The sequence below is a fragment of the Paraburkholderia sabiae genome, assembly GCF_030412785.1.
In the GTDB taxonomy this organism is placed as follows: Bacteria; Pseudomonadota; Gammaproteobacteria; order Burkholderiales; family Burkholderiaceae; genus Paraburkholderia; species Paraburkholderia sabiae.
Map to the genome: position 1 here is coordinate 6,413,236 of NZ_CP125295.1, position 25,917 is coordinate 6,439,152.

The window sequence follows — 25,917 nt, forward strand, 5'->3', positions numbered from 1 at the left end:
CGGTTTGCGGTCGACGCAATCCGGTGCCTAGCGAGTTGCTTTGTGATGAAAGACGCCCTGCTTGCCACCGTCATCGACGAATATTCCGCTGTGGAGCTGTTTGCCTCCGTCCTCGCAGCCGAGGAGCGAGCACTGACCACGGTGCACCCCATCGACACGCTGCCGCCCATCGTCGAAAAGAAGATGGAGCTGGTGGACAAACTCTCCACGCTTGAAAAGGTGCGCGACACGCAGCTGGCGCAGCTTGGCTATCCTGCCGGATGGAAGGGCATGGAACTGGCCGTCGCCAACGATTCGCGTCTTGCGACGCAGTGGTCCTTGTTGCAGAAGGCTGTTGAGCGCGCCAAGCGGTTCAATACCACGAACGGTGCGCTGATTCGTACTCGGATGGAGTACAACCGGCGGGCGCTTGCTGCTCTTAATGTGGCCGTTGGGCCGGAGCGTGGTGCGCTTTATGGGCCCGATGGGCGGGTTCCTGCTTTTGGGGTTTGATTTTTAAGGGGCTTCGCCCCTTTGGATCCCCTTCTGTTCTCTACCGGACCGGTGCCTTTTGGTGCCGGTTTTGTTTTTTGGGTTTTCGGTTTTTGGTTTTTGCCTTTGCTTTTGCTGGCATCCGCGTTGACGTATCGGTTTGCTAGCGTTGCCCCTGTGCGGGGCGGCACCTACTTTTCTTTGCAGCGGCAAAGAAAAGTAGGCAAAAGAAAGCCGCTTTGAACCTCCAGTGCCTGCCAGGATAACGCTGCCGCGTGCCGCGGTTGAGCTATTGCGTAGCGACGCCAACACCCCGTAGAAAGCCCGCAGTCAACCGCGCACGGCGCGAAAACCCACACACAGTCTGGAGCACATACCGCCGCCATTGGACCGACGGCAGACGGACAAAAACAAGCCGACCGAATGTGCTCCAAGTGGATGTCATCTTTCCTGCCGCGCGCGCCCGACTGCGGGCTTTCTACGGAGTGTTGGCGTCGCTGCGCGACAGCTCAACTGCGGCATGGCCCAGCGCGAACCTGGCAGGCACCGGAGGTGTGAAGCCGCTTTCTTTGGTTACTTTCTTTGCGGCGGCAAAGAAAGTAACTGCCGCCCCGCACAGGGGCAACGCTAATAAACCAAAACGATAGAGCGGATGCCAGCGAAGGCGAAAGCGAAAGCAAAAGCAAAGGCAAAGGCAAAGGCAAAGGCACAAAAACAAAAAGAGCCGACCTAAAAAAAGATCAGCTCTTTCGAAGAAAAGAAGCAACAGCGAACGACCCGAGAAAGCCGCCCGCCGGGCAAAGAAAAAACCTTAGCTAGTCTCAGCCGAAGCCCAGGCCTGCTCGCGCAAGCGAGTCCTCAACCGAGCAACAGCCTGCGAATGCAACTGACAAACGCGAGACTCGCTCACTTCCATCACAGCTCCAATCTCACGCAGATTCAACCCGCGCTCATAGTAAAGCGACATGAGGAGCTTCTCCCGCTCGGGCAACCGGTCGATCGCCTCGACCAGCGCACCGCGCAGCGACTCATCCAGCAACGCCGACAGCGGATCCGAATGATCGACGCAATAACGGTCGAGGAACGGCTCGTCATCCGCCGAACGATCGAAGTCTTCGTAGTAAATCAGCTGGCTGCCGTGCAGATCCTGCAGCATCGACTGATACTCGTCGAGCGGCATCTTCAGATGCTCGGCAATCTCCGTCTCGCTCGCCGAACGGCCCAGCGACTGCTCGACCTGATGCACGGCGCTTTCGACCTCGCGCGACGTGCGGCGCAAGCTACGCGGCAGCCAGTCGTTGCTGCGCAGCTCGTCGAGCATCGCGCCGCGAATCCGCTGGCTCGCGTACGTCTCGAACTGCGCGCCCTGGTCTTCCTTGTAACGGCTCGCCGCGTCGAGCAGGCCAATCATGCCGGCCTGAATCAGATCGTCGAGATCGACGCTCGCCGGCATCTTGGCGACGAGCTGCAAACCGAGACGGCGCACCAGCGGTGCGTATTTCGTCAAAACGTCGGCTTGCGAAATTTTTCCTTGAGCGTTGTACATCGTGCTCCCCTTATCCTTGCCCTCAGGCGTGCTGCGCAGACGGTTGATCGGCGAATTGCGCCGTAGTTACGGTCGTCCGCGGCACGCCATGCGTCCGTGACGAAATCGCTGGCCGCATCGGCCAGTACTGCAGTTCGGCTGCGATATGACGGAAATCGCGCGCAGCAGGTGCCGATGGGAAAGCATCGACGACACAACGCGACAAATCCGTGGCTCGCGCCATCAAAGGATCGGCTGCAACGCAGCCGGCATCTTCCAGCGACACAGCGAGATAACGCCCCGCCACGCCCGCCAGATTTTCAAAAGCGGTGTGCGCATCGGCCACGCTCTGCACGTGGTTCACGAGCACACGAAACTGCGCAATCGCATGCGCGAAGTGCAAACGCTTCATGCACGCATACGCATCGGTGATCGCCTGCGCCGCGACGCGCGTCACGACCATCACGTCGTGGGACTGCATCGCCAGCGCGGACAGCGAGCCTTCGCGATCCACCTGCGCGTCGATCAGCACGACATCGGCCGGCCCGCTCAGCACCACGCCCATCTGTTCCGGCGTGCAGCTTTCGCGATTGCCGCGCGATGCTGCGAGCACCGCGAAGCCCAGCGCGTGACGGCCAGCCGCCTGATCGAGCGTCATCTCGCCGCGCATCACCGCGGCGAAATTGCCTGCGCCGCGCACGCCGCCCAGCATCGCGCTCACCGAGCGCTCGCCGAGCGACTCGTCGATCACGAGTACGTCCTTGCCCTGCTCCGCGAGCGCGGCGGCGAGATTCACCACCGTCGTCGTCACGCCCACGCCATGCGAGCCGCCAGCGACGGCCACGATCCGCGAGCCGGAGCGCGCCAGCAGGCGCCTCAGTCCTTCAGCCTGATCCAGCACGAACTTATCCAAAGCGAACCTCGTGCAGATCGGCGGTCGAACGGGCCGACAGGGCCGACAGCAGCGCCGGCACGTCCTCGTCCTGCGGGACGAACGGCGAGTTGTCGCGCGGAATGCAGAAGGCGCTCTTGATCAAAAATTTCTTCGTGGCGACGTACAGGTTCTCCGGCACCTTCTGTCCCGTCGATACGTAATGCACGGGCAGCTTGTAGCGGATCACCGTGTCGAGCACGCTGCCCAGATTGGTCGCTTCGTCGAGCTTGGTCAGGATGCAGCCGGCGAGCGGCTGCTGGTCCGGCGCGTTCTGATACGCCTGCACGACTTCGTTCAGCGTGTCGCCGTGGCTCGTCGCGTTCAGCAGCAGCAGGCGCTGCACGGGCTGACCGGCGCGACACAGCATCGAGATCTGGTCGGACACGAGGCGATCGCGCTGGCTCATGCCGATCGTGTCGATCAGCACGATGTGTTTGTTGCGCAGTTCGGAGAGCGCGAGCGTCAGGTCGGCGCTGTCCTTTACGGCATGTACCGACACGCCGAGAATCTTGCCGAAGATGCGCAGCTGCTCATGACCGCCGATCCGGTAGCTGTCGGTGGTGAGCAGCGCGACCTTGCTGGCGCCGAAGCGCATCACGCAGCGCGCCGCGAGCTTGGCCGTGGTCGTGGTCTTGCCAACGCCCGTCGGGCCCATCAGCGCAAACACGCCGCCGCGCTCCATCAGCGCGTCTTCGTTTTCCATCACGGGCACGTTCGATTCGAGCACCGTCTTCACCCACTCCATGCCGTCTTCCATGCCTTCGACTTCCGGCAGGTTGTCGATCACCATCTTCACCAGTTGCGCCGAGAAACCGGCTGCGAACAGATGCTTGGTCAGCGTGGCGTGCGTCGGGCTGCGGCGCTGGCGGTCGGCCCACAGCAGGCCGGCGAACTGTTCTTCCATCATGCCGCGCATCGCGCCGAGTTCCTGCATCACGGTCTCGTTGACCATCTGCTCGATGCGCGACTGGATCGAATCCGTCAGCGCGGCGGCGACCTTCGGCGTGATGTCGGCGGCGCCGCTCTTGCGGCCGTCGCGGGTGTTGATGTCGCTCGCGCCTTCCGCCACGGTCGGCACGATGTTGTTCTTCTGCGCGGCGCGGCGTGCGGCGACCTGCGCGGCTTCGCGCGCCCAGTCGGGCTTCGCGTCTTCCCTGCTGGCGTCGACGGGTGCGCCCAGACCACGCGCAACTGCAGCGGCGGGCGTCATCGTCGGATTGGCTGCCGGAACCACGTCCTTGGCCGCGATGCGGCGCGCGTGATCGATCAGCCACGGATTCGTTTCAGCCATCGTGCGCTGGCGCACGGGTGCTTCGGGCATCGCGGGCGCGGCCGACTTCGCGGCGGCGGCAGGCGCTGCGGGGAGTTCGCTGCGTGCTTCTGCGCGCAGTTCAACGCGCACGTCATCCGTTGCGCGTGCGGCGGGCGCTTCGGCTGCTGCGCTCGCGGCGGCGGCCGCTTGCGGCTCGGCCTTCTCTTCGCTCGCGGCGGCCATGCGCTCCGTGCCTGCTTCCGGGCTCGCGCCGAACACCGACGAGAACACGTCAGGCATTCCGCTCGCATACGGATTGACCGACATCGACGGCGCGGACGATGCGGTGGGCGCCATCAGCGCACGTGCGCCGCCTGCTGCTGCGTTCATGCCGACGCTGGCTGCTGCGTTAGCGCCTGCTGCGGCGCCTTCCTGGCTGCGCGGCGTAATTGCGCTCAGATCGCTGTCGGCCACGGCGACGATTTCGACGGTGCCGTCTTCGTTGGTGCGATTCGACAACACGACTGCATCGGAGCCCAATGCCTCACGGACGAGACGCAGTGCGTCACGACTCGTTGCACCGACAAATTTGCGAATGTTCAAGCTGATTCTCCGATGAGCTACGCGGACCGGCGACATACCGTTTCCCGATGAGATGAATTATTGCGAAAGACGTCCAACCACCATCGGGCAATAAAGACGGTGAAACGCTGGCAATTCAGGCATTCGGTGCACATGCAACGGCCCGAAACCTCGGGAATTTTGACCGGCGGGCAACGCCGCGCCGCGCCGCACAACGCGCGCAGCCTTGTGTATCAAGGCCCCGTGCGCGCTCCAGTGAAAAAGGCCGGCCGCGAGATGCGGACCGGCCTTCGGGAAACCAGACGCGGATGAAACCGCGCGAGAGAGTCGCGCGGCGCTCAGTGCGCGCCGATTAGTGCGCGCCGATCACGTTCACCACGCGCACGTGCCGCGTATCAGGCACTTCCGCATACGACAGCACCTTGAGTTGCGGCAGGCTGCGCCGCAGGAAGCGCGCGAGCATCGCACGCAGCGAATGCTGGACGAGCATCACCGGCGTGAGGCCGAGGTTCTGCTGGCGCGTCATCGCCTTCTGCGTCTCCATCAGCAGCGTGTTCGCGAGGCCCGGCTCGAGTCCGGGATTGACGCCCGTCGCGAGCGCCTGGGTCAAGAGCCGCTCCAGATTCGAGTCGAGACCCATCACCTGAATGTCGCCGTTGCCGGGGAACCACTGCTGCGTGATCGCGCGGCCGAGCGCGAGGCGCACGGCGGCCGTCAGATCGTGCGGATCGGTGATCTTGCCGCCATGTTCCGACAGCGCTTCGAGGATCGTGCGCATGTCGCGGATGGGCACGCCTTCCTCGAGCAGGTTCTGCAGCACCTTCTGCAGCGTCGCGACGGGCAGCATCTTCGGCACGACATCGTCGACGAGCGGCGCGGCGTCCTTCTGCATGCGCTCGATCAGCGCCTGCACTTCCTGGCGACCGAGCAGTTCCGCAGCGTGCGTGACGACGAGGTGGTTCAAATGCGTCGCGACGACCGTGCTCGAATCGACCACCGTGTAGCCGTACACCTGCGCCTGTTCGCGCAGATTCGTGTCGATCCAGATCGCAGGCAGCCCGAACGCGGGATCCGTGGTCGGCGTGCCTGGCAGCGCGGCCGTGACCTGGCCGGGGTTGATCGCGAGCCACTGGCCCGGATACGCCTCGCCGACACCCACTTCGACGCCCTTGAGCGCGATCCGGTAACCGTTCGGCCGCAATTCGAGGTTGTCGCGGATATGAATGACGGGCGGCAGAAAGCCGATTTCCTGCGCGAACTTCTTGCGGATGTTCTTGATGCGCTTCAGCAGTTCGCCGTCCGAGTTCTTGTCGACGAGCGGGATCAGGCGATAGCCGACTTCGAGGCCGAGCGCGTCGATCATCGTCACGTCGTCCCAGCTGGCTTCCGTCGCTTCCGACGGTGTGAGCGCCTGCGGTGCGACTTCGGCGAGCGCCGTCGACGTCTTGCTCTGCGCTGCGCGCTTTTTCATCGTGCGGGCAAGCTGGATCGCGCCGCCGCCGAGCAGCAGAAACGCGAAGTGCGGCATGCCCGGAATCAGGCCCATCAGCACGAGAATCGAGCCCGTGATCATCAGCACGCGCGGATTCGTGAAGAGCTGACCCGTCAGCTGCGTGCCGATGTCTTCGTCAGTCGCGACGCGCGACACGATCACACCCGCTGCCGTCGAAATCACGAGCGACGGAATCTGTGCGACGAGGCCGTCACCGATGGTCAGCAGCGTGTAGGTCTTGCCCGCGTCGGCGAAATCCATGCCGTGCTGCACGACACCGACAATCAACCCACCGATGATGTTGATCACCATGATCAGCAGACCGGCGATCGCGTCGCCGCGCACGAACTTGCTCGCACCGTCCATCGAGCCGTAGAACTCGGCTTCCTGCGAGACTTCCATCCGGCGCTTGCGAGCCTGATCTTCGTTGATCATGCCGGCGTTGAGGTCGGCGTCGATCGACATCTGCTTGCCGGGCATCGCGTCCAGCGTGAAGCGCGCGGACACTTCGGCGATACGCCCCGCGCCCTTCGTGATCACCATGAAGTTGATCACCATCAGGATCACGAACACGACGATACCGACCGCGAAGTTGCCGCCCACGAGGAAGTGGCCGAACGCCTCGATCACCGCGCCCGCCGCGCCCGGGCCCGTGTGGCCTTCGAGCAGCACGATACGGGTCGACGCGACGTTCAGCGACAGCCGCAGGAGCGTCGAGAACAGCAGCACGCTCGGGAAGGCCGCGAAGTCGAGCGGCTTCATCGTGTACATGCTGACGAGCAGCACCATCACGGACAGCGCGATATTGAACGTGAACAGCAGATCGAGCAGGAACGCCGGCAACGGCAGAATCATCATGCCGAGGATCATGCAGATCAGAAGCGGGCCCGCCAGTGCCCGGAGGTTGGTGCCGTTCAGCGCCTCCGGCCGTCGTGAAAGGAAACCTGCGCGGGCGTTCATGCTGATACTCCATTACTTTGATTGTCGCCACCGAGTGCATCGGCGGCTTCCTGGTCGGCGTCGTCATCCGACACGCCGCCCTTGTCCAGTTCCGCCGGAACGTCGAGTTCCGTCGGAGCGACAGGCGCAACGCCACCGTCTTCCTTGAAGCGGCGCAGTTGATAAACCCACGCGAGCACTTCCGCGACGGCGCCGTACAGCGCGCCCGGAATCTCGCGATTCAATTCGACGTTGTGATACAGCGCACGCGCGAGCGGCGGCGCTTCGAGCAGCGGCACGTTGTTCTCGACGGCCAGTTCGCGGATGCGCGCGGCCACGAGGTTCACGCCCTTTGCGACCACCTTCGGCGCGCCCATCTCGCCGTCCGAGTACTGCAGCGCGACCGCGAAGTGCGTCGGGTTGGTCACGACGACGTCGGCCTTCGGCACGTTCGCCATCATCCGGCGACGCGCCATCGAGCGCTGCTGCGAGCGCAGGCGCGCCTTCACGTGCGGATCGCCTTCGCTTTCGCGATGCTCGCGCTTCACTTCTTCCTTGGTCATGCGCAGCTTCTTGTGGAAGTGCCACAGCTGGTACGGCACGTCCATCGCCGCGAGCAGGAACATGCCCGCGACCGTCATCGCGCAGCACACGGCGATCAGATGGCCCGCGTTCGCGAGCGCGACGTGCGGCGGCTGCGTGGCGAGCGCGAGGATGTCCTCTCGGCGATGCCAGATCGACAGCCCGCCGATCAGCCCGACCACGATGATCTTCGCCATCGACATGCCGAGCTGGATCCAGCCGTTGATCGAAAAGATGCGGCCGAGACCCGAGATCGGGTTCAGGCGCTCGAGATTCGGCGACAGCGATTTGGTCGACAGCAGCCAGCCGCCCATCGCCATCGGCGCGAGCAGCGCGGCGAGGCCGAGCATCGCGAGCAGCGGCAGCAGCATGTATGCGGCCTCGCGCGCGTTGGAGCCGGCGCTGATGAAGGCGCGCTTGGGATCGAATACCGTGTCGTGATTGAAGGTGAAGGCGGTGCGCAGCATCGACTGCGCGTGCTCGCCGATCAAACCCGACAAGCCCCACGCGCCGAGAAAGCCCGCCGCGACGAGGGCGAACGTCGCCAGCTCGCGCGAACGCGCAACCTGCCCCTCCTCGCGCGCCTTTTCGAGGCGCCGGGGGGTGGCTGATTCGGTTTTTTCGAGGTCGCTATCCTCTGCCAACGTGCTCTCCATCTGATCGGGCGACATGCCCTTTTTCAGTGAGAGCGATTATTCCTGCAGACGTCGAGGGGCGATTGACGGATAAGGGCGGGGAAACCGGGGTATTTCAACCGATCGGGCGGTGTAATCGCGCGTCGGCTGCCTGGCGGGCGGAGCGGAACGAGGCGGCGGCCCGCTTTGAAACGGGCCGCCTCGCCGGATCAGAACGCGACGAACGGCGCCGCGCCGCCCGATGCGCGCTTGTCCATCCCGTAGTAGACGTATCGGCCGAAGAAGAACGGCAGGCCGAGATCGGTCCCCGTCAGCGACATGACCTGGCCGCCGAGGTCGTTGAACGCATAGTTGTTCGCGTTGCTGAGCAGCGACTGGGCGTTCGCGATGTTGATCGTCGCCGTGCCTGTCACGCCGTTCGCGCCCGTGAGGTTCACCGTGCGCTGCAGAGTCGAACTCGGGCAGTAGAAGTCGGAGAGGTTGCCCGTGCACATCGGTATCGAACTGTCCTGGAAGAAGTAGCCGTTCGACCCCGAATCGAGGAACACGGTGTTGGACTGGCCACGCGACGGAAAATCGCCGGATGCATCGGTCGTATAGGTCGCGCCCGCCGCATTGCCGTTGTTCGACTGCGTGCCGATGCCGAACACCACCGTCCCCGTCGCCGACGCCGCGCCGCTCGACGAAATGGGCGCCATCTGCACGATCACGCCGTTGTTGTCGACGGCGAATTTCGGAATCGGGTTAGCAACCTGTTTCGTGGTTTCCGCCAGCGTGCGCGTGCAGTTCGCGCCGTTCGGGCATGCGTAGTAGTTGCTGAACTGCGCAACGTTCGCCTGCACCGCGCATGCGTCGCCACAATCGACGGGCGCCACGCCAAGCCCGAGGATGCCGTTCGCGCCGAGCGCATCGGCCGTGCTCTCGTTGCTGCCGTTGACGCAGCCGCTCGACGGAACCGTCGAATCGGCCAGATCGCCGATCACCTGAATCGGGATATTGCTCGCCGTTTCGCCGCTGAGTTTCACGGTCGCCGTGCGCGTCGTGCCCCACGTGAAGCCGTCTGCGAAATGCGTGCATTCGGCCAGCTGGCCGCCCGCCGTCGCCGTCTGGACGGGAAGATTGAGCGCCGCCACCGCGCTGCTGTTGACGATGCGCAGACCATACGAACCCGTGTCGAGCAGCACGTTGTCGATGGTCGTGCAGTTCGTCGTGTTCGGTGCGCACACGATCACGCTGACCGTCGGTATGTTGATCACGCCCTTCACGCCGCGTCCGACCGTCACGGCCAGCGTGTTCGCCGCGTTCGCGGCAATCGGCTGCTGGTTCGGCCCGCTGTTACTGTTGTTGTTCGACGACGACGAGCCCCCGCCTCCGCCGCAGGCCGCGACGAACGCCGTCATCGCGACGACGGACACGGCCAGCACGCCCTTGACGACGCGCACGCCTGCTTCGAGCTTCAACGCAAATCGCATAATGGGTCTCCCGTCGTCATTTGATGTCGGTGGCGCTGACGCCAGCCGGCAATGCCTGCGGCAGATACGCCTGGCCGGAGAATGCGCCCATATGGCCGGCCGAATGCACGACGAGCCCGCTGTCCTGTACGACGCCCGGCCCGTGGCCGCCACCGCGCAACTGGCGCGCTTTCGTCACGCCCGCGACGTATTGCGGGAAATAGCTGCCGAGCAGATCGGACAGATCGGGCATCTGCGGTCCGCTCCACGCAAGACCGAACACGCTGCCCGCCGACGACACGTATTCGCGGATCACCGTGCCGTTTCCGAGCGTCGTTTCGTTGACGGAGTACGAGGCCGAAGTGGTAGACGTTGCGGAAGAAGCGGTCGTGCCGGAACCGGCCGAGGATGCGCTGCGCATCACTGCGAGGCCATTCGACGTCGGCGGGGACACGGTGCGTGTGGTGGCGCTCGCCCCGGTGGGCGGCGTCATCGGGTTGCCGCCCAACGCCGCACTGGCAGTCAGCGGAACGAGCAGAGAACTGGAGAATGCAAGCGCTGAAGCAACGACAGCACGCCTGAAGCGGATCGACATGGTTTGACACCTCCCCCAATCGACAGCGGACAGTACCCGCAATCCGCGGGCCCGACTTGTTGATTTCAGGAGCAAACGGCGCAGCGCACGACATCTGCGCGTGCAAGGCGACGCCTTGTGTCGGGCCGCGAACCGTCCTCCCCTGGCCGTAGTATGCCAGTGGATGATGACAGCGATCCGTTACTAATTGTGCGACGGAGCACCCGCCGATGCAGCTTGCATCGGCGGGCACCGGGTCCAGGCGGAATGACGCGCGAAGCGTCAGAGGGAAAGCGAGGCGCGCTGCCTCAGAAACCGAGGCTTGCGAGCAGATCGTCCACCTGACCCTGATCCTGCACCACGTCCGTCTTGCCTTCCGGATTGATCTGCGGACCGTTCAGCAGACTCTGCGGGCTGCCCGTCGGCGACAGCGGCTCTTGCTGGGCTTCCGCCGCGAGCTGCTGGGCCGTTGCCGCGAACTGCTCGCGCCGCTCGGCCGCGATGTTGTCGATCAGCACGCCGAGCAGTTGTTGCTCGATCAGATACACGACGTCCGTGATCTTCTTGATGACCTGGCCCGTCAGATCCTGAAAGTCCTGCGCCATCATGATCTCGAGCATCTGCGCGTTGGTCGCCGTCGTCAGCTCCGGCACGCCGCGCAGGAAGGTGCGCGTGTCGTTCATCAGCGCGCGCACTTCCTCACGCTCGATGGGCGCCGCGTACCACTGCTCCCAGCGCGCGTCGAGTTCCGCTGCGTCCTGCTGCAGTTGCTCCTGCATCGGCTTCGCGACCTCGATCGCCGTCAGCACGCGCTCGGCGGCCTGCTCGGTCATCGTCGCGATGTACTTCAGACGGTCGCGTGCATCCGGCACCGCTTCCGCCGCGCGCTCGACATGCTTGTCGATGCCCAGCTCGCGCATCGAATCGCGCAGCGTGCGCGTCAGCTGTCCGATGCGGGCGAGGATGCGGTCGGTCGCGAGGTCGGTGCCGTCTTCCCGGGCGCCTTGCTCGTTGATCGGTGGGTTCACATCAGCTCCCCGTTTTTGCCATCTTCTCGAGAATCTTGTTGAGCTTCTCGTCGAGCGTCGCAGCCGTGAACGGCTTCACCACATAGCCGCTTGCGCCAGCCTGAGCCGCCGCAATGATGTTTTCCTTCTTCGATTCCGCCGTGACCATCAGCACGGGCAGATGCGAGAGCGTCGCGTCCGCGCGGATTTCCTTCAGCATCGCGAGACCGTCGAGGTTCGGCATGTTCCAGTCCGAAATCACGAACTCGTACGCGCCGCTGCGCAGACGCGCGAGGCCGGCTGCGCCGTCTTCCGCTTCGTCGACGTTCGAGTAGCCCAGTTCCTTCAGCAGATTGCGAACGATCCGGCGCATCGTCGGAAAATCGTCCACAACCAGAATCTTCATTCCCTTATCCATTTCCTGTTCCTTTTTCCCCAATCCAGATGTGCGGTGGTCTTCGGCTTATCTCAGAATTGCGCCGAGGCCCGCATCATACGCGCTGAACGCGATCGCCCATTGAAGCCAGGCGCGTCATCACGCGGCGGCTCATTTCCGACAGCGACGCGATTTCGTCCGCGGCGCCCATCGCGATGGCCTCGCGCGGCATGCCGAAAACAATGCAGCTCGCTTCGTCCTGCGCGAGCGTGTATGCGCCCGCTTTCCTCATTTCCAGCAAGCCCGCGGCGCCATCGCGCCCCATGCCCGTGAGAATCACGCCGACAGCGTTCTTCCCTGCATGCTGCGCCGCCGAGCGGAACAACACATCGACAGACGGACGATGCCGGTTGACGGGCGGGTCGTCTGACAGATGCGCAATATAGTTGGCACCGCTACGGGCGAGCAAGAGGTGTGCATGGCCGGGCGCGATATACGCATGACCCGGCAACACGCGTTCGCCGTGCTCTGCCTCTTTAACGGTAATCCGGCACAAACCATTAAGGCGTTGTGCAAAAGATTTTGTGAATCCGGGCGGCATGTGTTGCGCGATGAGCACAGCGGGCGCATCGGGCGGCAGCGGCACGAGCACTTCACGGATCGCTTCCGTGCCGCCCGTCGACGCGCCGACGATGATCAGCTTTTCCGTCGACACGAGCGGGTTGTTGAAGAGCGGTGCGTGCGACGGCGCGTGAGCCGCCGCGCCAGCGGCCGCGGACGCCGCCGCGTGCTGCACGGGCGCCGCCTGACGCACGCGTGCGCGGGCTGCTGCGCGGATCTTGTCGGCGAGCTTTTCCGAATAGTCGAGCATGCCGTCGCGAATGCCGACCTTCGGCTTCGTGACGAAATCGACGGCGCCGAGTTCGAGCGCGCGCAGCGTGATTTCCGAGCCGCGCTCGGTCAGCGACGACACCATCACGACGGGCATCGGACGCAGACGCATCAGCTTTTCGAGGAAGTCGAGGCCGTCCATGCGCGGCATTTCGACGTCGAGCGTCAGCACGTCCGGGTTGTGCTGCTTGATGAGGTCACGCGCGACGAGCGGATCCGGCGCGGTGGCGACGACCGTCATGTCGGGCTGACTGTTGATGATTTCCGTCATCAAGCTGCGAATCAACGCCGAATCGTCGACGCACAATACTTTGATCTTTTGCACAGCGCTCACGCCTCCTCTACAGTCCTGGCGTTTGTTGATTGGTTCGGGCGCGCAGTGGCGCCAAATAATTCGATACGCGGTTTCGTGCCGGCAGGACGCGCCGCGCCAGCAGCCGTTCCGCTCGCGCCGAACAGTTCGATACGCGGTTTCGCGGCAGCGGGAGCCGAGAACAGTTCGACGCGCGCACGCGCTCTCGCGAGCCGCTCGGCGCGTTCTTCGGCCGTTTGCCGGGCGAGCGCCTGTTCGCGCTCGGCCACACCTTCTTCCTGCTGCAGACGCAGCTTCTTCACCATCACCTGACCGGTGCGCGGCATGAACGCGACCTTGCGCGGATGCTTGCCTTCCAGGTCTTCGGCGACGATGCGGATCTTTTCGAGCGCGAGATAACGCCGCACGAACGCCGAATTGCGATCGCCGATGTTCATCGTCGTCATGCCCGCCAGCACGGCCGCGCCGCCGAACACCTTGGCCTCGAAACGCTCGCGGCGGCCGCCCGCCTTGATCAGTTCGTTGATCAGCACTTCCATCGCGTACGCGCCGTAGCGCATCGAATCGGAGGCCGCCTGCGCGACATCGGCGCCGTCGTCGGGCAGCATGAAGTGATTCATGCCGCCGATCCCCGCCGTGCGATCCTGGATGCAGGCCGCCACGCACGAGCCGAGCACCGTGACGAGCACCATGTCTTCGTGCGTCGTGTAGAACTCGTTCGGCAGCAGCTTCACGCCGGGGCGCTGGAAGTGGTTGTCGAAATACAGATTGGTTGCGATCGGCAGGCCGCTCATGCTGGCACCCCGCTCGTCGCAGCATGGCTCGACGCACGCGCAGCCGTGCGGCCCGTGCCTGCGTCGCGCGTCAGTTCATAGACGGTCTGGCCGCGCAGACGGAACGCCTGCGTGACGTACGTGAAGTTCTCCGAGTGCCCGGCGAACAGCAGACCGCCCGGCTTCACGAGCGGATCGAAGCGCGACAGCACCTGCGCCTGCGTCGGCTTGTCGAAATAGATCATCACGTTGCGGCAGAAGATCGCGTCGAACTGCGAGTTCAGCCGGTAGTCGCGATCGGTCAGGTTCAGCTGTTCGAAGCGGATCATCGCGCGCACTTCGGGGCGCACCTTCACCATGCCTGCGTGCGCGCCCGTGCCCTTCAGAAAGAAGCGCTTGAGACGTTCCGGCGACAGATGCTTGACCTGATCGAACTGGTACATGCCCGCTTCGCCTTTGGCGAGCACCTGAGTGTCGATGTCCGTCGCGAGCACGGTCGCCTGACGCGCGGCGTGATCGCCGAGCGCTTCGATCAGCGTCATCGCGATCGAATACGGCTCCTCGCCCGTCGATGCCGCCGAGCACCACACCGACACAGGCGCGGGCCGCCGCGAGACGAACTCGGCGAGAATCGGAAAGTGATGCGCTTCGCGAAAGAACGCGGTGAGGTTCGTCGTGAGCGCGTTGGTGAAGGCTTCCCACTCGGCGGGATCGTTGTCCGCTTCGAGCATGTCGAGATACTGGCGGAACGTATCCAGCCCGCGCGCGCGCAAACGGCGCGCGAGACGGCTGTATGCCATGTCCCGCTTGTGATCGGACAGCGAAATGCCTGCGCTGCGGTGAATCAGTTCACGAATCCGGGCGAAATCCGCCGAAGTGAACTCGAAGTCGCGTGCCTGCTCGCCGGTTCGAACCGGCTCTGCCCGCTCAGGGCGTGATTGCGCGCGCGTTGCCATCATGATGTCTTCCGTCTGCCATAAGGAGCGCCGCACCGCCCGTCGATCCTGCCAATGCCGCTGTTGCCTTCGATACTGCCTGCGATGTTGCGAGCGCTGTCGCCAGCGCCGCGGCCTGTTTCACTTGCTGTTTCAACTCTGCTGCCACTGCAAATTCATAGCCCGCTGCGCTCGCGCCATCAGGACGCGTCGCGCGGAAACGTCCGCCTCGGGACGATGTGCCGGGAGTTCGCATGGCCATCCACCGTTCGTCAGAACGTTTCCCAATCGGCATCCGACGACGCAGCCACGGCCGCCGTCTTGCGCGGCGCGGGTTCGGCGGATGCTTTCTTCACTGCCGGTTCGACGCGTGCGGGGGCTGCTGCTGCCGTTGCCGCTTCCGTCTTTGCGGCGGCTGGCTGCGCCGGCGCCACCGGTTTAGCCGCATGCGCAACGGCTGCCTTCACGCGGCTCTTCGCCGTGTTTGCCGTATTCACCGGCGACACGCTCTTCGCGCCGCCCTGCACACGCCACTGCCCGATCACCGACTGCAGCGTGCGCGTCTGCTCTTCGAGCGACGCGGCAGCAGCCGCAGCCTCTTCGACGAGCGCCGCGTTCTGCTGCGTCACTTCATCCATCTGCACGACGGCGCGATTGACCTGCTCGATGCCGCCCGACTGTTCTTCCGATGCCGCGCTGATCTCGCCCATGATGTCCGTCACGCGGCGCACGGCCTGCACGATCTCGTCCATCGTCGCGCCTGCACGGCCGACGAGCGCCGAGCCGCTCTGGACCTTGTCGGCGGAGTCGCCGATCAGTTCCTTGATTTCCTTCGCCGCGCTCGCGCTGCGTTGCGCGAGGCTGCGCACTTCGCCTGCGACGACCGCGAAGCCGCGGCCCTGTTCGCCTGCGCGCGCTGCTTCGACGGCTGCGTTCAGCGCGAGAATGTTCGTCTGGAAGGCAATGCCTTCGATCACGCTGATGATGTCGACGACCTTGTTCGAGCTGGTCGCGATGTCCTGCATCGTACTCACCACCTGGCTGACCACTTCGCCGCCGCGCATCGCGATGTCGGATGCGTTCACAGCAAGCTGGCTCGCCTGGCGCGCGTTATCGGCGTTCTGCTTCACGGTGCCCGTCAACTGCTCCATGCTCGACGCCGTCTCCTGCAGCGACGCCGCCTGCTGCTCGGTGCGCTGCGACAGGTCCGTGTTGCCCATCGCGATTTCGCGCGCACCCGTGTCGATCGACTCGACGCTCGTGTGCACCGACTTGATCATCGTCGCGAGGCTGTCCTGCATCGTCTTGACGGCCTTGAACAGGCGGCCGATTTCATTGCTGCCCGTCGTGTCCACCTGCTGCGTGAGGTCGCCCTTCGCGATCTTCTCGAAGCACGCCACCGCGTCGTTCAGCGGCTGCACGATCATGCCGCGCATCGCGAATCGGATCGCCACGACGAGCACGAGCGCCACTGCAATCACGGCGATGATCGCTGCGCGCAGCATCTTCATCTGCGCGTCCGTGTTTTCCTGCTGCTGGTCCGCGTGCGCCTGCAACGCCTTGACGACGGGCGACGCCGCGTTGTCGTAGCTGACGAACATCGGGCTGATCTTCGTGTCGGCGATCGCGTGATAGCCGGACAGATCGCTTGCGCGCAGCGCCGTGAACTCGGGGTTCACGCCGTCGTTGATCAGCGTCGCGCGCTTCGCGACCACGGCGTCGATCAATGCCTGATCGATGCCGTTCTTCGGGGTGTTCAGGAACGCCTGCCAGTTTTCGTTCGATTTGCCGAGCAGTTCGGCCGCGCGGTCGAGCACCTGCTTCGACTGCTCGATCTCGCCCGCCGCCGTCAGTGCGTTGACGCGGTCGAGCGAAACGCGCGAGCGCAACAGGAACGAAGACGAGTCGTTCAGCGTGCGGATCGCGACCATGTCGCCATGCGCCATGCTGTCGAGTGCATCGCCCGAGCGGCTCAGTGCGGTGAGCCCGAGCGCCCCGACGATCACCGTCAGCGCAGCCAGAATGACCCCTACGATCGTCAGCGTCGTCCGGATCGACCATCTGCTCAGCATTGTTCTACTCCCTGATTACCTGTCTGGTCCCTGCGGCGTTCCTGCGTCCCGCCCTGCTTGCGTCGCTACCTGCCTGTTACCGGCCGAGCGTTTCCGTCAACGCCATTTCCCGGCTGGTCATCAGCTTCTCGATGTCCATCAGGATCAGCATGCGGCCGTCGACGGTGCCGAGGCCCGTCAGGTACTCGGCCGTCAGCGTCGCGCCGAATTCCGGCGCCGGCATGATCTGGTCGACGGCCAGCGTCAGCACGTCCGACACGCCGTCCACGACCATTCCGACCACGCGGCCCGCGACGTTCAGGATGATCACCACCGTCTGATGGTCGTACTCGACGCGGCCGAGGTGAAACTTGATGCGCATGTCGACGATCGGCACGATGATGCCGCGCAGATTGATCACGCCCTTGATGAACTCGGGCGCGTTCGCGATGCGCGTCACGCTGTCGTAGCCGCGGATTTCCTGCACCTTCAGGATGTCGATGCCGTACTCTTCGGCGCCGAGCGTGAAGATCAGGAATTCCTGACCGCTCGCGTCGGCTTGCGCGTCGCGGCGGCCGATCGAACCGGCTACGCCGTTCGAATTGATGGATTGGACTTCTGCCACGTTTGCCCCCAAAACGGTTGGGATGAGTTGAATTTCAGTTTCAGGCGAGCGAGAGCGCCGCACCGTGCGACGCCCGCGTCTCGCGGTTCAATGCAGCCACGTCCACGATCAGCGCGACGCTGCCGTCGCCGAGAATGGTCGCGGCGGAAATGCCGTGTACCTTGCGGTAGTTCGTTTCGAGGTTCTTCACCACCACCTGCTGCTGGCCGACCAGTTCGTCGATCAGCATCGCGAAGCGGCGTCCTTCCGTCTGCATGATGGTGACGATGCCCTGCGTCGGTTCCGTGCGCGCGCCGTCGACCGAGAACACTTCGTGCAGCGCGACGAGCGGCAGATATTCGCCGCGCACGCGCACGACGCGTTCGCCGTTCGCCACGGTGTAGATGTCGTCGGCTTGCGGCTGCAGCGACTCCATCACGAAGTTCAGCGGCAGGATGAAAATCTCGCTGCCCACCTTGACCGACATGCCGTCGAGAATCGCCAGCGTGAGGGGCAGAATGATGCGTGTCGTGCTGCCCTTGCCCGCCTGCGACGTGATTTCGACGTGACCGCCCATCGACTGGATGTTCCGCTTCACCACGTCCATGCCGACGCCGCGGCCCGACACGTCCGTGACCTGCTCCGCCGTCGAGAAGCCCGGCAGGAAAATCAGGTTCCAGACTTCGTCGTCCGTCATCGTGTCGCTGACGGACATGCCCTGCTTCGCGGCCTTCGCGAGAATCTTGTCGCGGCGCAGACCCGCGCCGTCGTCGCTCACTTCGATCACGATGTTGCCGCCGTGATGCGCCGCCGACAGCACCAGCTGGCCCGTCGAATCCTTGCCCGCCGCCTTGCGCGCTTCGACCGTTTCGATGCCGTGGTCGAGGCTGTTACGCACGAGGTGAGTCAGCGGATCGATGATACGTTCGATCAGGCTCTTGTCGAGTTCGGTCGCCTGACCGAAGGTGACGAGTTCAACCTGCTTGCCGAGCTTCGCCGCCAGATCGCGCACGAGACGCGGGAAGCGGCTGAAGACGTAATCCATCGGCATCATGCGGATCGACATGACGGCTTCCTGGAGATCGCGCGCGTTGCGCTCCAGTTGCGCCATGCCGTTGAAAAGGCGGTCGTGCAGCGCCGGATCGAACGTGCTGGTGGTCTCGGCCAGCATCGCTTGCGTGATCACCAGTTCGCCGACCAGGTTGATCAGCTGGTCGACCTTTTCGACGCCCACGCGGATCGAGCTGCCTTCGCCTGCATTCGCGGCCGCTGCCGGACGCGCCTTGCGATCGCCTTCGGCGGATGCAGGCGCGGCCTTTGCCGCGGGCGCCGCTGCCGGTGCGGACGCGCTCGCTTCCGGCTGCGCTGCCGCTGCCGGTGTAACGATTGCGGCCTCGGCCGGTGCAGGCGTCGCTTGTGCTGCGGGTTGAGCTGCCGCTTGCGCGGCAGGCTGTGCGGCGACAGGCGCCGCCTGCACGACTGCGGCAGGCGCCCCCGCGCCGCCGCTCGCCGTGCCCCCCGCTTGTACTGCCTGCGCCGGCTCGGACTGGGCGGATTCGGATGCTCCAGGTGCACCTTGCTCCGCGCCGCTTGCCGGCGCTGCGCCGCGGCCGATCACGATCTGACTTTCGTCGATCACGAAACAGCACACGGCCGTGATGTCGTCGGACGACACATCGGATTCCAGCCACAGCGTGATGTCGCCGCCCGCCTTCACCTGTCCAACGATTCGGCCCAGGTTGCCCAACTCTTCGGTCAGGAGTTCCTGGTCCTTTTCCCCCACGCCCCGTAGCGTAATTTTCAGATGGGGTCCTGCAGCCGCATCGGACGAAGCAGCGCCGGTCTGTGCCGGTTCGTTCTCTGCCCATTCGCCTGCGGCTTCTACTGCCTGTTCGACGACATGCTCCGGCGCATGGCCTTCCGCCACGAGCTCGGCTGCTGCCGGTGCTGCCGCGGGTGCGGCGGCGGGCGCTGCTGCCGCGCCGCTGCTTTCCGCGTGCAGCCGTTCGAGCTTCGCGCAGATCGCGGCCGCGACGGCGCCGTCGGGCTCCGCGCTCGCGCGGTAGTCGGCCAGCTGGCCGGACAGCACGTCCTTGGTTTCGAGGAACGTGTCGATCATGTCCTTGCGCAGCTTGATTTCGTTGTTGCGCGCGCGGTCGAGGAGCGACTCGAGAATGTGCGTCGTCTCGGTCAGCGCCGTGAAGCCGAACGTCGCCGCGCCGCCCTTGATCGAATGCGCCGCGCGAAAGATCGCGGCCAGATCCTCGGGATCGGGATGGCCGACGTCCAGGTTCAGGAGCAGCTGCTCCATTTGCGCGAGCAGTTCGTCCGCTTCGTCGAAGAACGTCTGGTAGAACTGAGTGATGTCGAGTGTCATGCGTGTGTCACCGCGAGAGTCCTGGCTGCTATGCCACTTCCAAATATCGGTTGCTGTTGCCTGTCCGGTGCGCTCAGGCGAGCGCCGCGACCAGTTCGGTCAGCATGTCGGGGTCGAGCGGTTTTTCGATCCACCCCGTCGCGCCCGCGTCGCGCGCCGCTGCCTTGAAAGGCTCGCCGGATTCAGTCGTGAGGACCAGGATCGGCGTGTCGCGATACGAAGGGTTGCCGCGCAGTGCGGCGATCAGATCGAGGCCGGTCCGTCCCGGCATGTGCTGGTCGGTCAGCACGAGGTCGAACGGCATGGCGAGCGCGTTTTCGAGCCCTTCGTCGCCGTCGGCCGCGAGCGTCACCTCATAGCCGGCACCTGTCAGCGTCGCGGCAAGAATTTGCCGCATCGCTGCCGAATCGTCGATTGCCAGAATGTGCCTGATCATTCAATCCTCACTGCGCTCACGATGGATTGCGGTTGCGCCTCGTTGCGCGCGCCCGCCATCCGCTGTCTGTCATTGCGTCGCCGTGGCAGGCGCCGCGCTCTTGTCAGCCGCGTCCTGCGGCGCGACCGAGGCCGCTTCGACCATTCCTGCCGCGCTCTTCTGCATCGCGTGCGGCGCTTTGGCCGACGGCGACTGAGGCTGCGCAGCAGGCGGCGAAACCGGCTGGGTAATCTTCTGCAGCAGCGGCTTGCTGGCGCCCGCTGCGTCGTTCGACAACGTCGTCGAACTGGTGTCGTCCTGCATCAACGCGTCTTCCGAGCGCTTGTTCAGCACGATGATGCTGATGCGCCGGTTTTCCGGGTCGAGCGGATCGGCTTTGTTCAGGTTCTGCGTCGATGAGAGACCCAGCACGCGCAGCACCTTCGCTTCGTCCATGCCGCCCGCGATCAGCTCACGTCGCGACGCATTCGCGCGGTCCGCCGACAGCTCCCAGTTGCTGTAGCCCTTGTCGCCGCCCGCGTACGGCACGGCGTCCGTGTGGCCCTGCACGACGATGCGGTTCGGCACGTCGTTCAGCGTCGAGCCGATCGCCTGCAGGATGTCGTGCATGTACGGCTGCACGATCGCCTGCGCGGTCGCGAACATCGGGCGCTTCTGCGTATCCACGATTTCGATGCGCAAGCCCTGCAGCGTCGAGTCGATGCGGATCTGCTGCTTGAACTGACGCAGCACCGGGTTCGCTTCGATCGCGGCCATCAGCTTCACCTGCAGGTCGTGCAGTCGAACCTGTTCGCGTCGTTCGACCGCGCCCTGCAACTGCTGCAACGCCTGGTCGTCGGCACGCGCGGCCGTGTGTTCGGCGCGATTGATCGAGCCGTCCGTCTGACGCGTGATGCCGTCCTTGTCCGTCGAGATGTCGCGGCCGCCGCCGGGAATCTGGCTCGAATCGATCGCGCTGCGATCGCCGCCCCACAGCGTGATCTTCAGCGGCTGATTGAAGTAATCGGCGATGCCCTTCAGCTGAACCGTCGAGGCCGAGCTGAGCAGCCACATCAGCAGGAAGAACGCCATCATCGCCGTCATGAAGTCCGCATACGCGAGCTTCCAGGCGCCACCGTGGTGGCCGCCTTTCTTCGGCGCAGCGCGCTTGACAACGATTGCGCGGTCTTTGTCCTTGCTCATCGCCGGCGTTCCTTATTTCGCCTTCACGCGGCGCACGTGCTCTTCCAACTCGGCGAACGACGGGCGTTCGGTCGAGAAGAGAACCTTGCGGCCGAATTCGACGGCGATGGCGGGCGCGTAACCGTTCAGGCTCGCGAGAATCGTCACCTTGATGCACTGGAACATCTTGGTCGATTCCGTGACGCGCTGTTCCGCGACGCTCGCGAGCGGTCCGATCAGACCGTACGAAAGCAGAATGCCGAGGAAGGTGCCGACGAGCGCCTGCGCGATCATCTCGCCGAGCACGGCGGGCGGCTTGTCGGCCGACGCCATCGTGTGCACCACGCCCATCACGGCCGCGACGATACCGAATGCCGGCATTGCGTCGCCGACCTTCATCAACGCATGCGCGGGCGCTTCGCCTTCGGCATGATGCGTTTCGATTTCTTCGTCCATCAGGCTTTCGATTTCGAACGCGTTCATGTTGCCGCCGACCATCAGGCGCAGATAGTCCGTCAGAAATTCGACGATGTGATGGTCCGCGAGAATCTTCGGGTATTGCGTGAAGATCGGGCTCTTCTGCGGATCATCGATATCCGCTTCGAGCGTCAGCGTGCCCTCCTTGCGCGCCTTCGCCAACAGCACGTACAGGAGCGCCATCAGCTCCATGTAGACGTCCTTGTTGTACTTGGCGCCTTTGAACAGCGTCGGAATCACGCGCAGTGTGGCCTTGATCGTTTTCATCCCGTTACCGAGGATGAATGCGCCGACTCCCGCGCCTGCAATCATCAGCACTTCGACCGGTTGCATGAGCGCGCCAAGATGGCCGCCCTCCATGGCATAACCGCCGAAGACGGACAACAGCGTAACGAGTGTTCCCACGAAAATCAGCACTGCCGAGCCCTCACTAAAAGCGACGGGAGACCGTCGTTATTCAGGTTTACGGCAAGCGGTCGGAAAACTTTGGCGGAATGCGCGCGCGATGGAGACGGTGTTAACCAGAGTGCATCGGAAGCGCCGGGAAAGCCCGCGCGGCGGGCCTCCCGATGGGCGCTCAGACGGCGCTCAGACAGGCGCGGCGACGCCGTCGGACAAGGCTTCGAGCGCTTCGTCGAGCGGCGTGCAAAGGGCTGCCTGCGGCGCTTCGCAGCGGGCGTCGGCGGCTTTCCGGGTCTTACCTGCGCGCGACGGCGGCGCACACAATCCGCATACGAAGCCGTGCTGCGGATCGTGCGCATGTGCGACGAAATGTCCGCCGCAGCGCGTGCATGTGGTCATCTGCAGCATGCCGGAGTCGAAGAAACGCACCAGCGTCCACGCGCGCGTCAGGCTCAGCGCCGGCTCGTCGTGGTGCATCCGCACGTGTTCGAGGTACAGCCGGTATGACTTGACGATCGACTGGATCGTCTCGCATCGGCCGAGCCCCGACATGAAACGGTAGACGTTGTAGAACAGCGACGAGTGTATGTTCGGCTGCCACGTCATGAACCAGTCGGTCGAAAACGGCAGCATGCCCTTGGGCGGCGACATGCCCTTCACTTCCTTGTACAGCTTGATCAGCCGGTCGCGCGACAGCGTCGTCTCAGCTTCGAGCAACTGCAGACGCGCGCCGAGTTCGATCAGTTCGATCGCCAGGGTGATTTCCCTGACTTCGAGCACCACGCTTTTTTGTGCCATCCGCCTCGCTTCCCGCGTCCGTTGCCGTTCCTCCCGCAAGCGCGAGAAACGGTTGAAGCGCCGTCGCCGGCGCGCGTAGGTTGGCTCAGTGCGGGCGCCGAAGCGCCCGTCGTCGGCCGTCGGCCGATATCAGCCGATCTGCGCGACGGGTTGGCCCGCCATCAGGATGGCGGAGTGCGCCTGGGCAACGGCTGTCGATTTGCCCTTGTCAGCGAGCGACGAGAGGATCTGGTGATCGTCGAAGCGGAAGCGGCACAGCACCTGGTTCGATGAGGCCAGCTTGACTGTCTGCGCGAGCGACAGGTTGGCGAGCACGTCGGCCAGCTGCTCCGAAATGCCCATGCGGAACATGCCCATTGGCTTGTCTTCACGCAATAGGCGCTGCGCGAGTAGCAGATAGGACAGGTTCACTTCCCTAATTTCATTGAGCATGTCACTTTGGGTGCTCATTGAATTCCCCCGATTTGAATCTGGCTGGTCAGGCCGTCGTAAAACGTTTGCTCGCTCGGGTTAAAAAAAACCACGAACGGCACGCTTATGGTTAGCGTGCATTTTCGCGAAAGGAGGCGCTAACGAAAATCGGACACTCGCCCCATCTGGTTGACGGAATAATCCAGGATTTCTGTAGGACTTTTTCCTACAAATTTTTGAGTCGGGGAATTTTGACGGACATTGACGCGCGAAAAACGCTGCCCGATTACACGCGAGAACTCGCGTGAAAGGTTTGGGAAGCGGATTATGCGCCCATCCTTGAGCAGAAATAAAGCGAAATTCGCATCGATACGTTGGGCAGCGCACAAATTGATCGGACGAAACGGCTGCGCAAGATGCTGCGCCGTATGGCCCAAAGTGCGGCGGATATTGCCTGGAAGCCCATCGCTTCGAGCTTTCCGAGGACATACGCGCACTTGTTACGCATCATGTTTCGCGCTGTAACAACGTTAAGTGTTTGAAAAATAGCTCGAATTGGCGCCCGCGATCCCGATAATGACACCTAGGGATAACCCCATCGGGCTTCCTGGCCACGGGCGGCGGCACACCGCGCCCAACCGTCCGACATGCTTCCGCTTTTTGCCACACGCACGGCAGCGCAGCGCGAAGCCCCTTTGCATAAGGAGATCACGCATGCGAATCGCACAAATCGCACCGTTGTACGAAGCTGTACCACCGAAACTTTATGGCGGCACAGAACGCGTCGTGTCGTATCTGACTGAGGCGCTGGTCGATCTCGGTCACGACGTGACGCTCTTCGCGAGCGGCGATTCGGTGACGTCCGCGAAACTCGAAGCCGCCTGGCCGCGCGCGCTGCGTCTGGATCCGACGATCCGCGACGCGCTCGCCCCGCACATGCTGCTGCTCGAGCGGGTGCGAAAGATCGCGCACGAATTCGACGTGCTGCACTTTCACCTCGACTATCTGCCGTTCCCGCTGTTTTCGACGCTGGACACGCCGTTCGTGACGACGCTGCACGGTCGTCTGGATCTGCCGGAACTGCAGCCGGTGTTCGACACGTTCGAAGATGCGCCCGTGATCTCGATTTCGGATTCGCAGCGTCTGCCGCTGCAGCAGGCGAACTGGCTGAACACGATTTATCACGGCCTGCCCGATCAGCTGCTGACGCCGCAAACCAGCAAGAAGCCGGAATACCTGGCGTTTCTGGGCCGTATCTGCCCCGAAAAGCGCGTCGATACGGCCATCAAGATCGCTGCGCAAAGCGGTCTGCCGCTGAAGATCGCCGCCAAGGTGGACAAGGTCGACCAGGAATACTTCAAGACGGAAATCGAGCCGCTGCTGTCGCAGGCGCACGTTGAATTCGTCGGCGAAATCAACGAGGCGCAGAAGCCGGAATTCCTGTCGGGCGCGAAGGCGCTGCTGTTCCCGATCGACTGGTCGGAGCCGTTCGGCCTCGTGATGATCGAATCGATGGCGTGCGGCACGCCGGTGATCGCCTTCAACCGCGGTTCGGTGCCGGAAGTGATCGACCACGGCGTGACGGGCTACATCTGCGAAGACGTGCAGGGTGCCGTGGCCGCGCTGCAGCGTATCGACGAGCTGTCGCGCACGGAAATCCGCAATCAGTTCGAACGCCGCTTCAGCTCGAAGATCATGGCGCAGAACTACGTCGACAGCTACACCGCGCTGCTCGAAGCGACGCGTCGCCCGGTACTGCGCCGCGTGGCAGTGGGCTGATGACGGTCAACTCTGCCGATACGGCGATTGACACGTAATTTGTTCATGTAAATCGTTTGCGCGAGCGTTCAAAGCCGGTTTTCGGATCGCTCGCAGTAAAAAGCCGCCTCCCCAGGCGGCTTTTTCATTTGCGTCGTTCAAGACGCGGCGGGCAATGGAAGCGCTTTCTTCAATCGGCGGCAATGCGCTTTTACTGAATGAAGCTATCCCCGTGCTTCTGTGCCTTACCGCGCATTAACCGATTCCGAAAAGTGGCGCATTCAGCCAGAACACCTTCAAGCGGCTTTCGCCGTTTGTCCTAATTACGCCTGGCCGATCAGAAAGCGCTCGCGGTTCTTGCCGGCAATCCACTTAGGCGGCTTTCCCCGGCCGCTCCACGTGTTACCCGACTTCGGATCCTGATACTTCGCGGGCAGTGGCGCCTTCTTCGGCGGGCGTCCGCGGCGTACCGCCTCGGCAAAACCGAGGTCGTGCGCGCTAAGTCCGTAATCGACGATTTTCTGGCGGATTTCGGCAATCACATTGCCCACTTCATTGCGACGCGCTTCTGCCGCTTCCGCTTCGAGACGTGCGATCTGCGCCTTGAGATCTGCGTATTGTGACATTTGGGCTCCCCTCTTTTTCTAAAAGTGGTTAGCACGGAGATTAGCCGTTGCCAACGAAATTCGCAATGGCGGCTAATACGGCGC

The 25,917-nt window shown here is 63.8% G+C and carries 23 protein-coding genes; 2 read left to right on the forward strand and 21 right to left on the reverse strand.

Annotated features, from left to right (window positions below; genetic code table 11):
• Positions 1–45: 45 nt before the first annotated feature.
• Complete coding sequence (locus QEN71_RS28935) at positions 46–492, forward strand: flagella synthesis protein FlgN (protein ID WP_201648895.1); 447 nt, start codon at positions 46–48, stop codon at positions 490–492.
• A gap of 790 nt (positions 493–1,282) precedes the next feature.
• Here the strand turns inward: QEN71_RS28935 and QEN71_RS28940 are convergent.
• From QEN71_RS28940 to flhD, 20 genes are all read right to left on the reverse strand, one after another.
• Positions 1,283–2,017 (reverse strand): RNA polymerase sigma factor FliA, encoded by a 735-nt coding sequence (locus QEN71_RS28940; protein ID WP_201648894.1) that lies wholly within the window; start codon positions 2,015–2,017, stop codon positions 1,283–1,285.
• Positions 2,018–2,039: 22 nt separating this feature from the next.
• The gene (locus QEN71_RS28945) at positions 2,040–2,909 is read right to left on the reverse strand and encodes a MinD/ParA family ATP-binding protein (protein WP_201648893.1); all 870 of its coding nucleotides are present in this window, start codon (positions 2,907–2,909) and stop codon (positions 2,040–2,042) included.
• Entirely contained in the window at positions 2,902–4,785 is a 1,884-nt protein-coding gene (flhF, locus tag QEN71_RS28950; protein ID WP_201648892.1) for a flagellar biosynthesis protein FlhF, read from the reverse strand. The genes QEN71_RS28945 and flhF overlap by 8 nt, the downstream gene beginning before the upstream one ends.
• A gap of 331 nt (positions 4,786–5,116) precedes the next feature.
• Positions 5,117–7,216 carry a flagellar biosynthesis protein FlhA gene (flhA, locus tag QEN71_RS28955; RefSeq protein WP_201648891.1) on the reverse strand — a complete coding sequence of 700 codons (2,100 nt, stop codon included), beginning with the start codon at positions 7,214–7,216 and terminating at the stop codon, positions 5,117–5,119.
• A complete protein-coding gene (flhB, locus tag QEN71_RS28960; protein WP_201649003.1) occupies positions 7,213–8,421 on the reverse strand; it encodes a flagellar biosynthesis protein FlhB in 1,209 nt (402 codons plus the stop codon). The genes flhA and flhB overlap by 4 nt, the downstream gene beginning before the upstream one ends.
• A gap of 200 nt (positions 8,422–8,621) precedes the next feature.
• On the reverse strand, positions 8,622–9,884 hold the full coding sequence (locus QEN71_RS28965; RefSeq protein ID WP_201648890.1) for a DUF3443 domain-containing protein: 1,263 nt from the start codon (positions 9,882–9,884) through the stop codon (positions 8,622–8,624).
• A gap of 16 nt (positions 9,885–9,900) precedes the next feature.
• The gene (locus tag QEN71_RS28970) at positions 9,901–10,458 is read right to left on the reverse strand and encodes a DUF2844 domain-containing protein (protein ID WP_201648889.1); all 558 of its coding nucleotides are present in this window, start codon (positions 10,456–10,458) and stop codon (positions 9,901–9,903) included.
• 287 nt (positions 10,459–10,745) lie between these two features.
• The gene (gene cheZ / locus QEN71_RS28975; RefSeq protein WP_201648888.1) at positions 10,746–11,465 is read right to left on the reverse strand and encodes a protein phosphatase CheZ; all 720 of its coding nucleotides are present in this window, start codon (positions 11,463–11,465) and stop codon (positions 10,746–10,748) included.
• 1 nt (position 11,466) lies between these two features.
• Positions 11,467–11,862 (reverse strand): chemotaxis response regulator CheY, encoded by a 396-nt coding sequence (gene cheY / locus QEN71_RS28980; protein ID WP_028364056.1) that lies wholly within the window; start codon positions 11,860–11,862, stop codon positions 11,467–11,469.
• 73 nt (positions 11,863–11,935) lie between these two features.
• Positions 11,936–13,036, reverse strand: coding sequence for a protein-glutamate methylesterase/protein-glutamine glutaminase (locus QEN71_RS28985; RefSeq protein WP_201648887.1), 1,101 nt, complete (start codon positions 13,034–13,036; stop codon positions 11,936–11,938).
• A gap of 5 nt (positions 13,037–13,041) precedes the next feature.
• Complete coding sequence (gene cheD / locus QEN71_RS28990) at positions 13,042–13,818, reverse strand: chemoreceptor glutamine deamidase CheD (RefSeq protein ID WP_201648886.1); 777 nt, start codon at positions 13,816–13,818, stop codon at positions 13,042–13,044.
• Positions 13,815–14,756: a CheR family methyltransferase gene (locus tag QEN71_RS28995; protein ID WP_201648885.1), complete on the reverse strand. Its 942-nt coding sequence runs from the start codon at positions 14,754–14,756 to the stop codon at positions 13,815–13,817. The genes cheD and QEN71_RS28995 overlap by 4 nt, the downstream gene beginning before the upstream one ends.
• A 248-nt stretch (positions 14,757–15,004) precedes the next feature.
• Complete coding sequence (locus QEN71_RS29000; RefSeq protein WP_201648884.1) at positions 15,005–16,804, reverse strand: methyl-accepting chemotaxis protein; 1,800 nt, start codon at positions 16,802–16,804, stop codon at positions 15,005–15,007.
• Between the two features lie 76 nt (positions 16,805–16,880).
• A complete protein-coding gene (locus QEN71_RS29005; RefSeq protein WP_201648883.1) occupies positions 16,881–17,408 on the reverse strand; it encodes a chemotaxis protein CheW in 528 nt (175 codons plus the stop codon).
• Between the two features lie 40 nt (positions 17,409–17,448).
• The gene (gene cheA / locus QEN71_RS29010; RefSeq protein ID WP_201648882.1) at positions 17,449–19,764 is read right to left on the reverse strand and encodes a chemotaxis protein CheA; all 2,316 of its coding nucleotides are present in this window, start codon (positions 19,762–19,764) and stop codon (positions 17,449–17,451) included.
• Positions 19,765–19,837: 73 nt separating this feature from the next.
• Positions 19,838–20,200: a response regulator gene (locus tag QEN71_RS29015; RefSeq protein WP_201648881.1), complete on the reverse strand. Its 363-nt coding sequence runs from the start codon at positions 20,198–20,200 to the stop codon at positions 19,838–19,840.
• Between the two features lie 69 nt (positions 20,201–20,269).
• On the reverse strand, positions 20,270–21,382 hold the full coding sequence (gene motB, locus QEN71_RS29020; RefSeq protein WP_201648880.1) for a flagellar motor protein MotB: 1,113 nt from the start codon (positions 21,380–21,382) through the stop codon (positions 20,270–20,272).
• 12 nt (positions 21,383–21,394) lie between these two features.
• Positions 21,395–22,255, reverse strand: coding sequence for a flagellar motor stator protein MotA (motA, locus tag QEN71_RS29025; RefSeq protein WP_201648879.1), 861 nt, complete (start codon positions 22,253–22,255; stop codon positions 21,395–21,397).
• Positions 22,256–22,426: 171 nt separating this feature from the next.
• Positions 22,427–23,038 (reverse strand): flagellar transcriptional regulator FlhC, encoded by a 612-nt coding sequence (gene flhC / locus QEN71_RS29030; RefSeq protein WP_201648878.1) that lies wholly within the window; start codon positions 23,036–23,038, stop codon positions 22,427–22,429.
• Positions 23,039–23,167: 129 nt separating this feature from the next.
• A complete protein-coding gene (gene flhD, locus QEN71_RS29035; protein ID WP_201648877.1) occupies positions 23,168–23,488 on the reverse strand; it encodes a flagellar transcriptional regulator FlhD in 321 nt (106 codons plus the stop codon).
• A gap of 675 nt (positions 23,489–24,163) precedes the next feature.
• Here flhD and QEN71_RS29040 point away from each other — a divergent pair.
• On the forward strand, positions 24,164–25,228 hold the full coding sequence (locus QEN71_RS29040) for a glycosyltransferase family 4 protein (protein WP_201648876.1): 1,065 nt from the start codon (positions 24,164–24,166) through the stop codon (positions 25,226–25,228).
• A 302-nt stretch (positions 25,229–25,530) separates the two neighbouring features.
• On the opposite strand, the gene QEN71_RS29045 is transcribed toward QEN71_RS29040, so the two are convergent.
• The gene (locus tag QEN71_RS29045; RefSeq protein WP_201648875.1) at positions 25,531–25,833 is read right to left on the reverse strand and encodes an H-NS histone family protein; all 303 of its coding nucleotides are present in this window, start codon (positions 25,831–25,833) and stop codon (positions 25,531–25,533) included.
• Positions 25,834–25,917 lie beyond the last annotated feature (84 nt).

Bases quoted from the DNA above. Each gene is read 5' to 3' on its own strand.
- cheA (WP_201648882.1), bottom strand. From the start codon at position 19,764: ATGACACTCGACATCACTCAGTTCTACCAGACGTTCTTCGACGAAGCG.
- flhA (WP_201648891.1), bottom strand. From the start codon at position 7,216: ATGAACGCCCGCGCAGGTTTCCTTTCACGACGGCCGGAGGCGCTGAAC.
- motB (WP_201648880.1), bottom strand. From the start codon at position 21,382: ATGAGCAAGGACAAAGACCGCGCAATCGTTGTCAAGCGCGCTGCGCCG.
- flhC (WP_201648878.1), bottom strand. From the start codon at position 23,038: ATGGCACAAAAAAGCGTGGTGCTCGAAGTCAGGGAAATCACCCTGGCG.
- QEN71_RS29045 (WP_201648875.1), bottom strand. From the start codon at position 25,833: ATGTCACAATACGCAGATCTCAAGGCGCAGATCGCACGTCTCGAAGCG.
- QEN71_RS29015 (WP_201648881.1), bottom strand. From the start codon at position 20,200: ATGATCAGGCACATTCTGGCAATCGACGATTCGGCAGCGATGCGGCAA.
- QEN71_RS28935 (WP_201648895.1), top strand. From the start codon at position 46: ATGAAAGACGCCCTGCTTGCCACCGTCATCGACGAATATTCCGCTGTG.
- cheD (WP_201648886.1), bottom strand. From the start codon at position 13,818: ATGAGCGGCCTGCCGATCGCAACCAATCTGTATTTCGACAACCACTTC.
- QEN71_RS29000 (WP_201648884.1), bottom strand. From the start codon at position 16,804: ATGCTGAGCAGATGGTCGATCCGGACGACGCTGACGATCGTAGGGGTC.
- QEN71_RS28995 (WP_201648885.1), bottom strand. From the start codon at position 14,756: ATGATGGCAACGCGCGCGCAATCACGCCCTGAGCGGGCAGAGCCGGTT.
- QEN71_RS28965 (WP_201648890.1), bottom strand. From the start codon at position 9,884: ATGCGATTTGCGTTGAAGCTCGAAGCAGGCGTGCGCGTCGTCAAGGGC.
- QEN71_RS28940 (WP_201648894.1), bottom strand. From the start codon at position 2,017: ATGTACAACGCTCAAGGAAAAATTTCGCAAGCCGACGTTTTGACGAAA.
- QEN71_RS28970 (WP_201648889.1), bottom strand. From the start codon at position 10,458: ATGTCGATCCGCTTCAGGCGTGCTGTCGTTGCTTCAGCGCTTGCATTC.
- cheY (WP_028364056.1), bottom strand. From the start codon at position 11,862: ATGGATAAGGGAATGAAGATTCTGGTTGTGGACGATTTTCCGACGATG.
- flhD (WP_201648877.1), bottom strand. From the start codon at position 23,488: ATGAGCACCCAAAGTGACATGCTCAATGAAATTAGGGAAGTGAACCTG.
- QEN71_RS29040 (WP_201648876.1), top strand. From the start codon at position 24,164: ATGCGAATCGCACAAATCGCACCGTTGTACGAAGCTGTACCACCGAAA.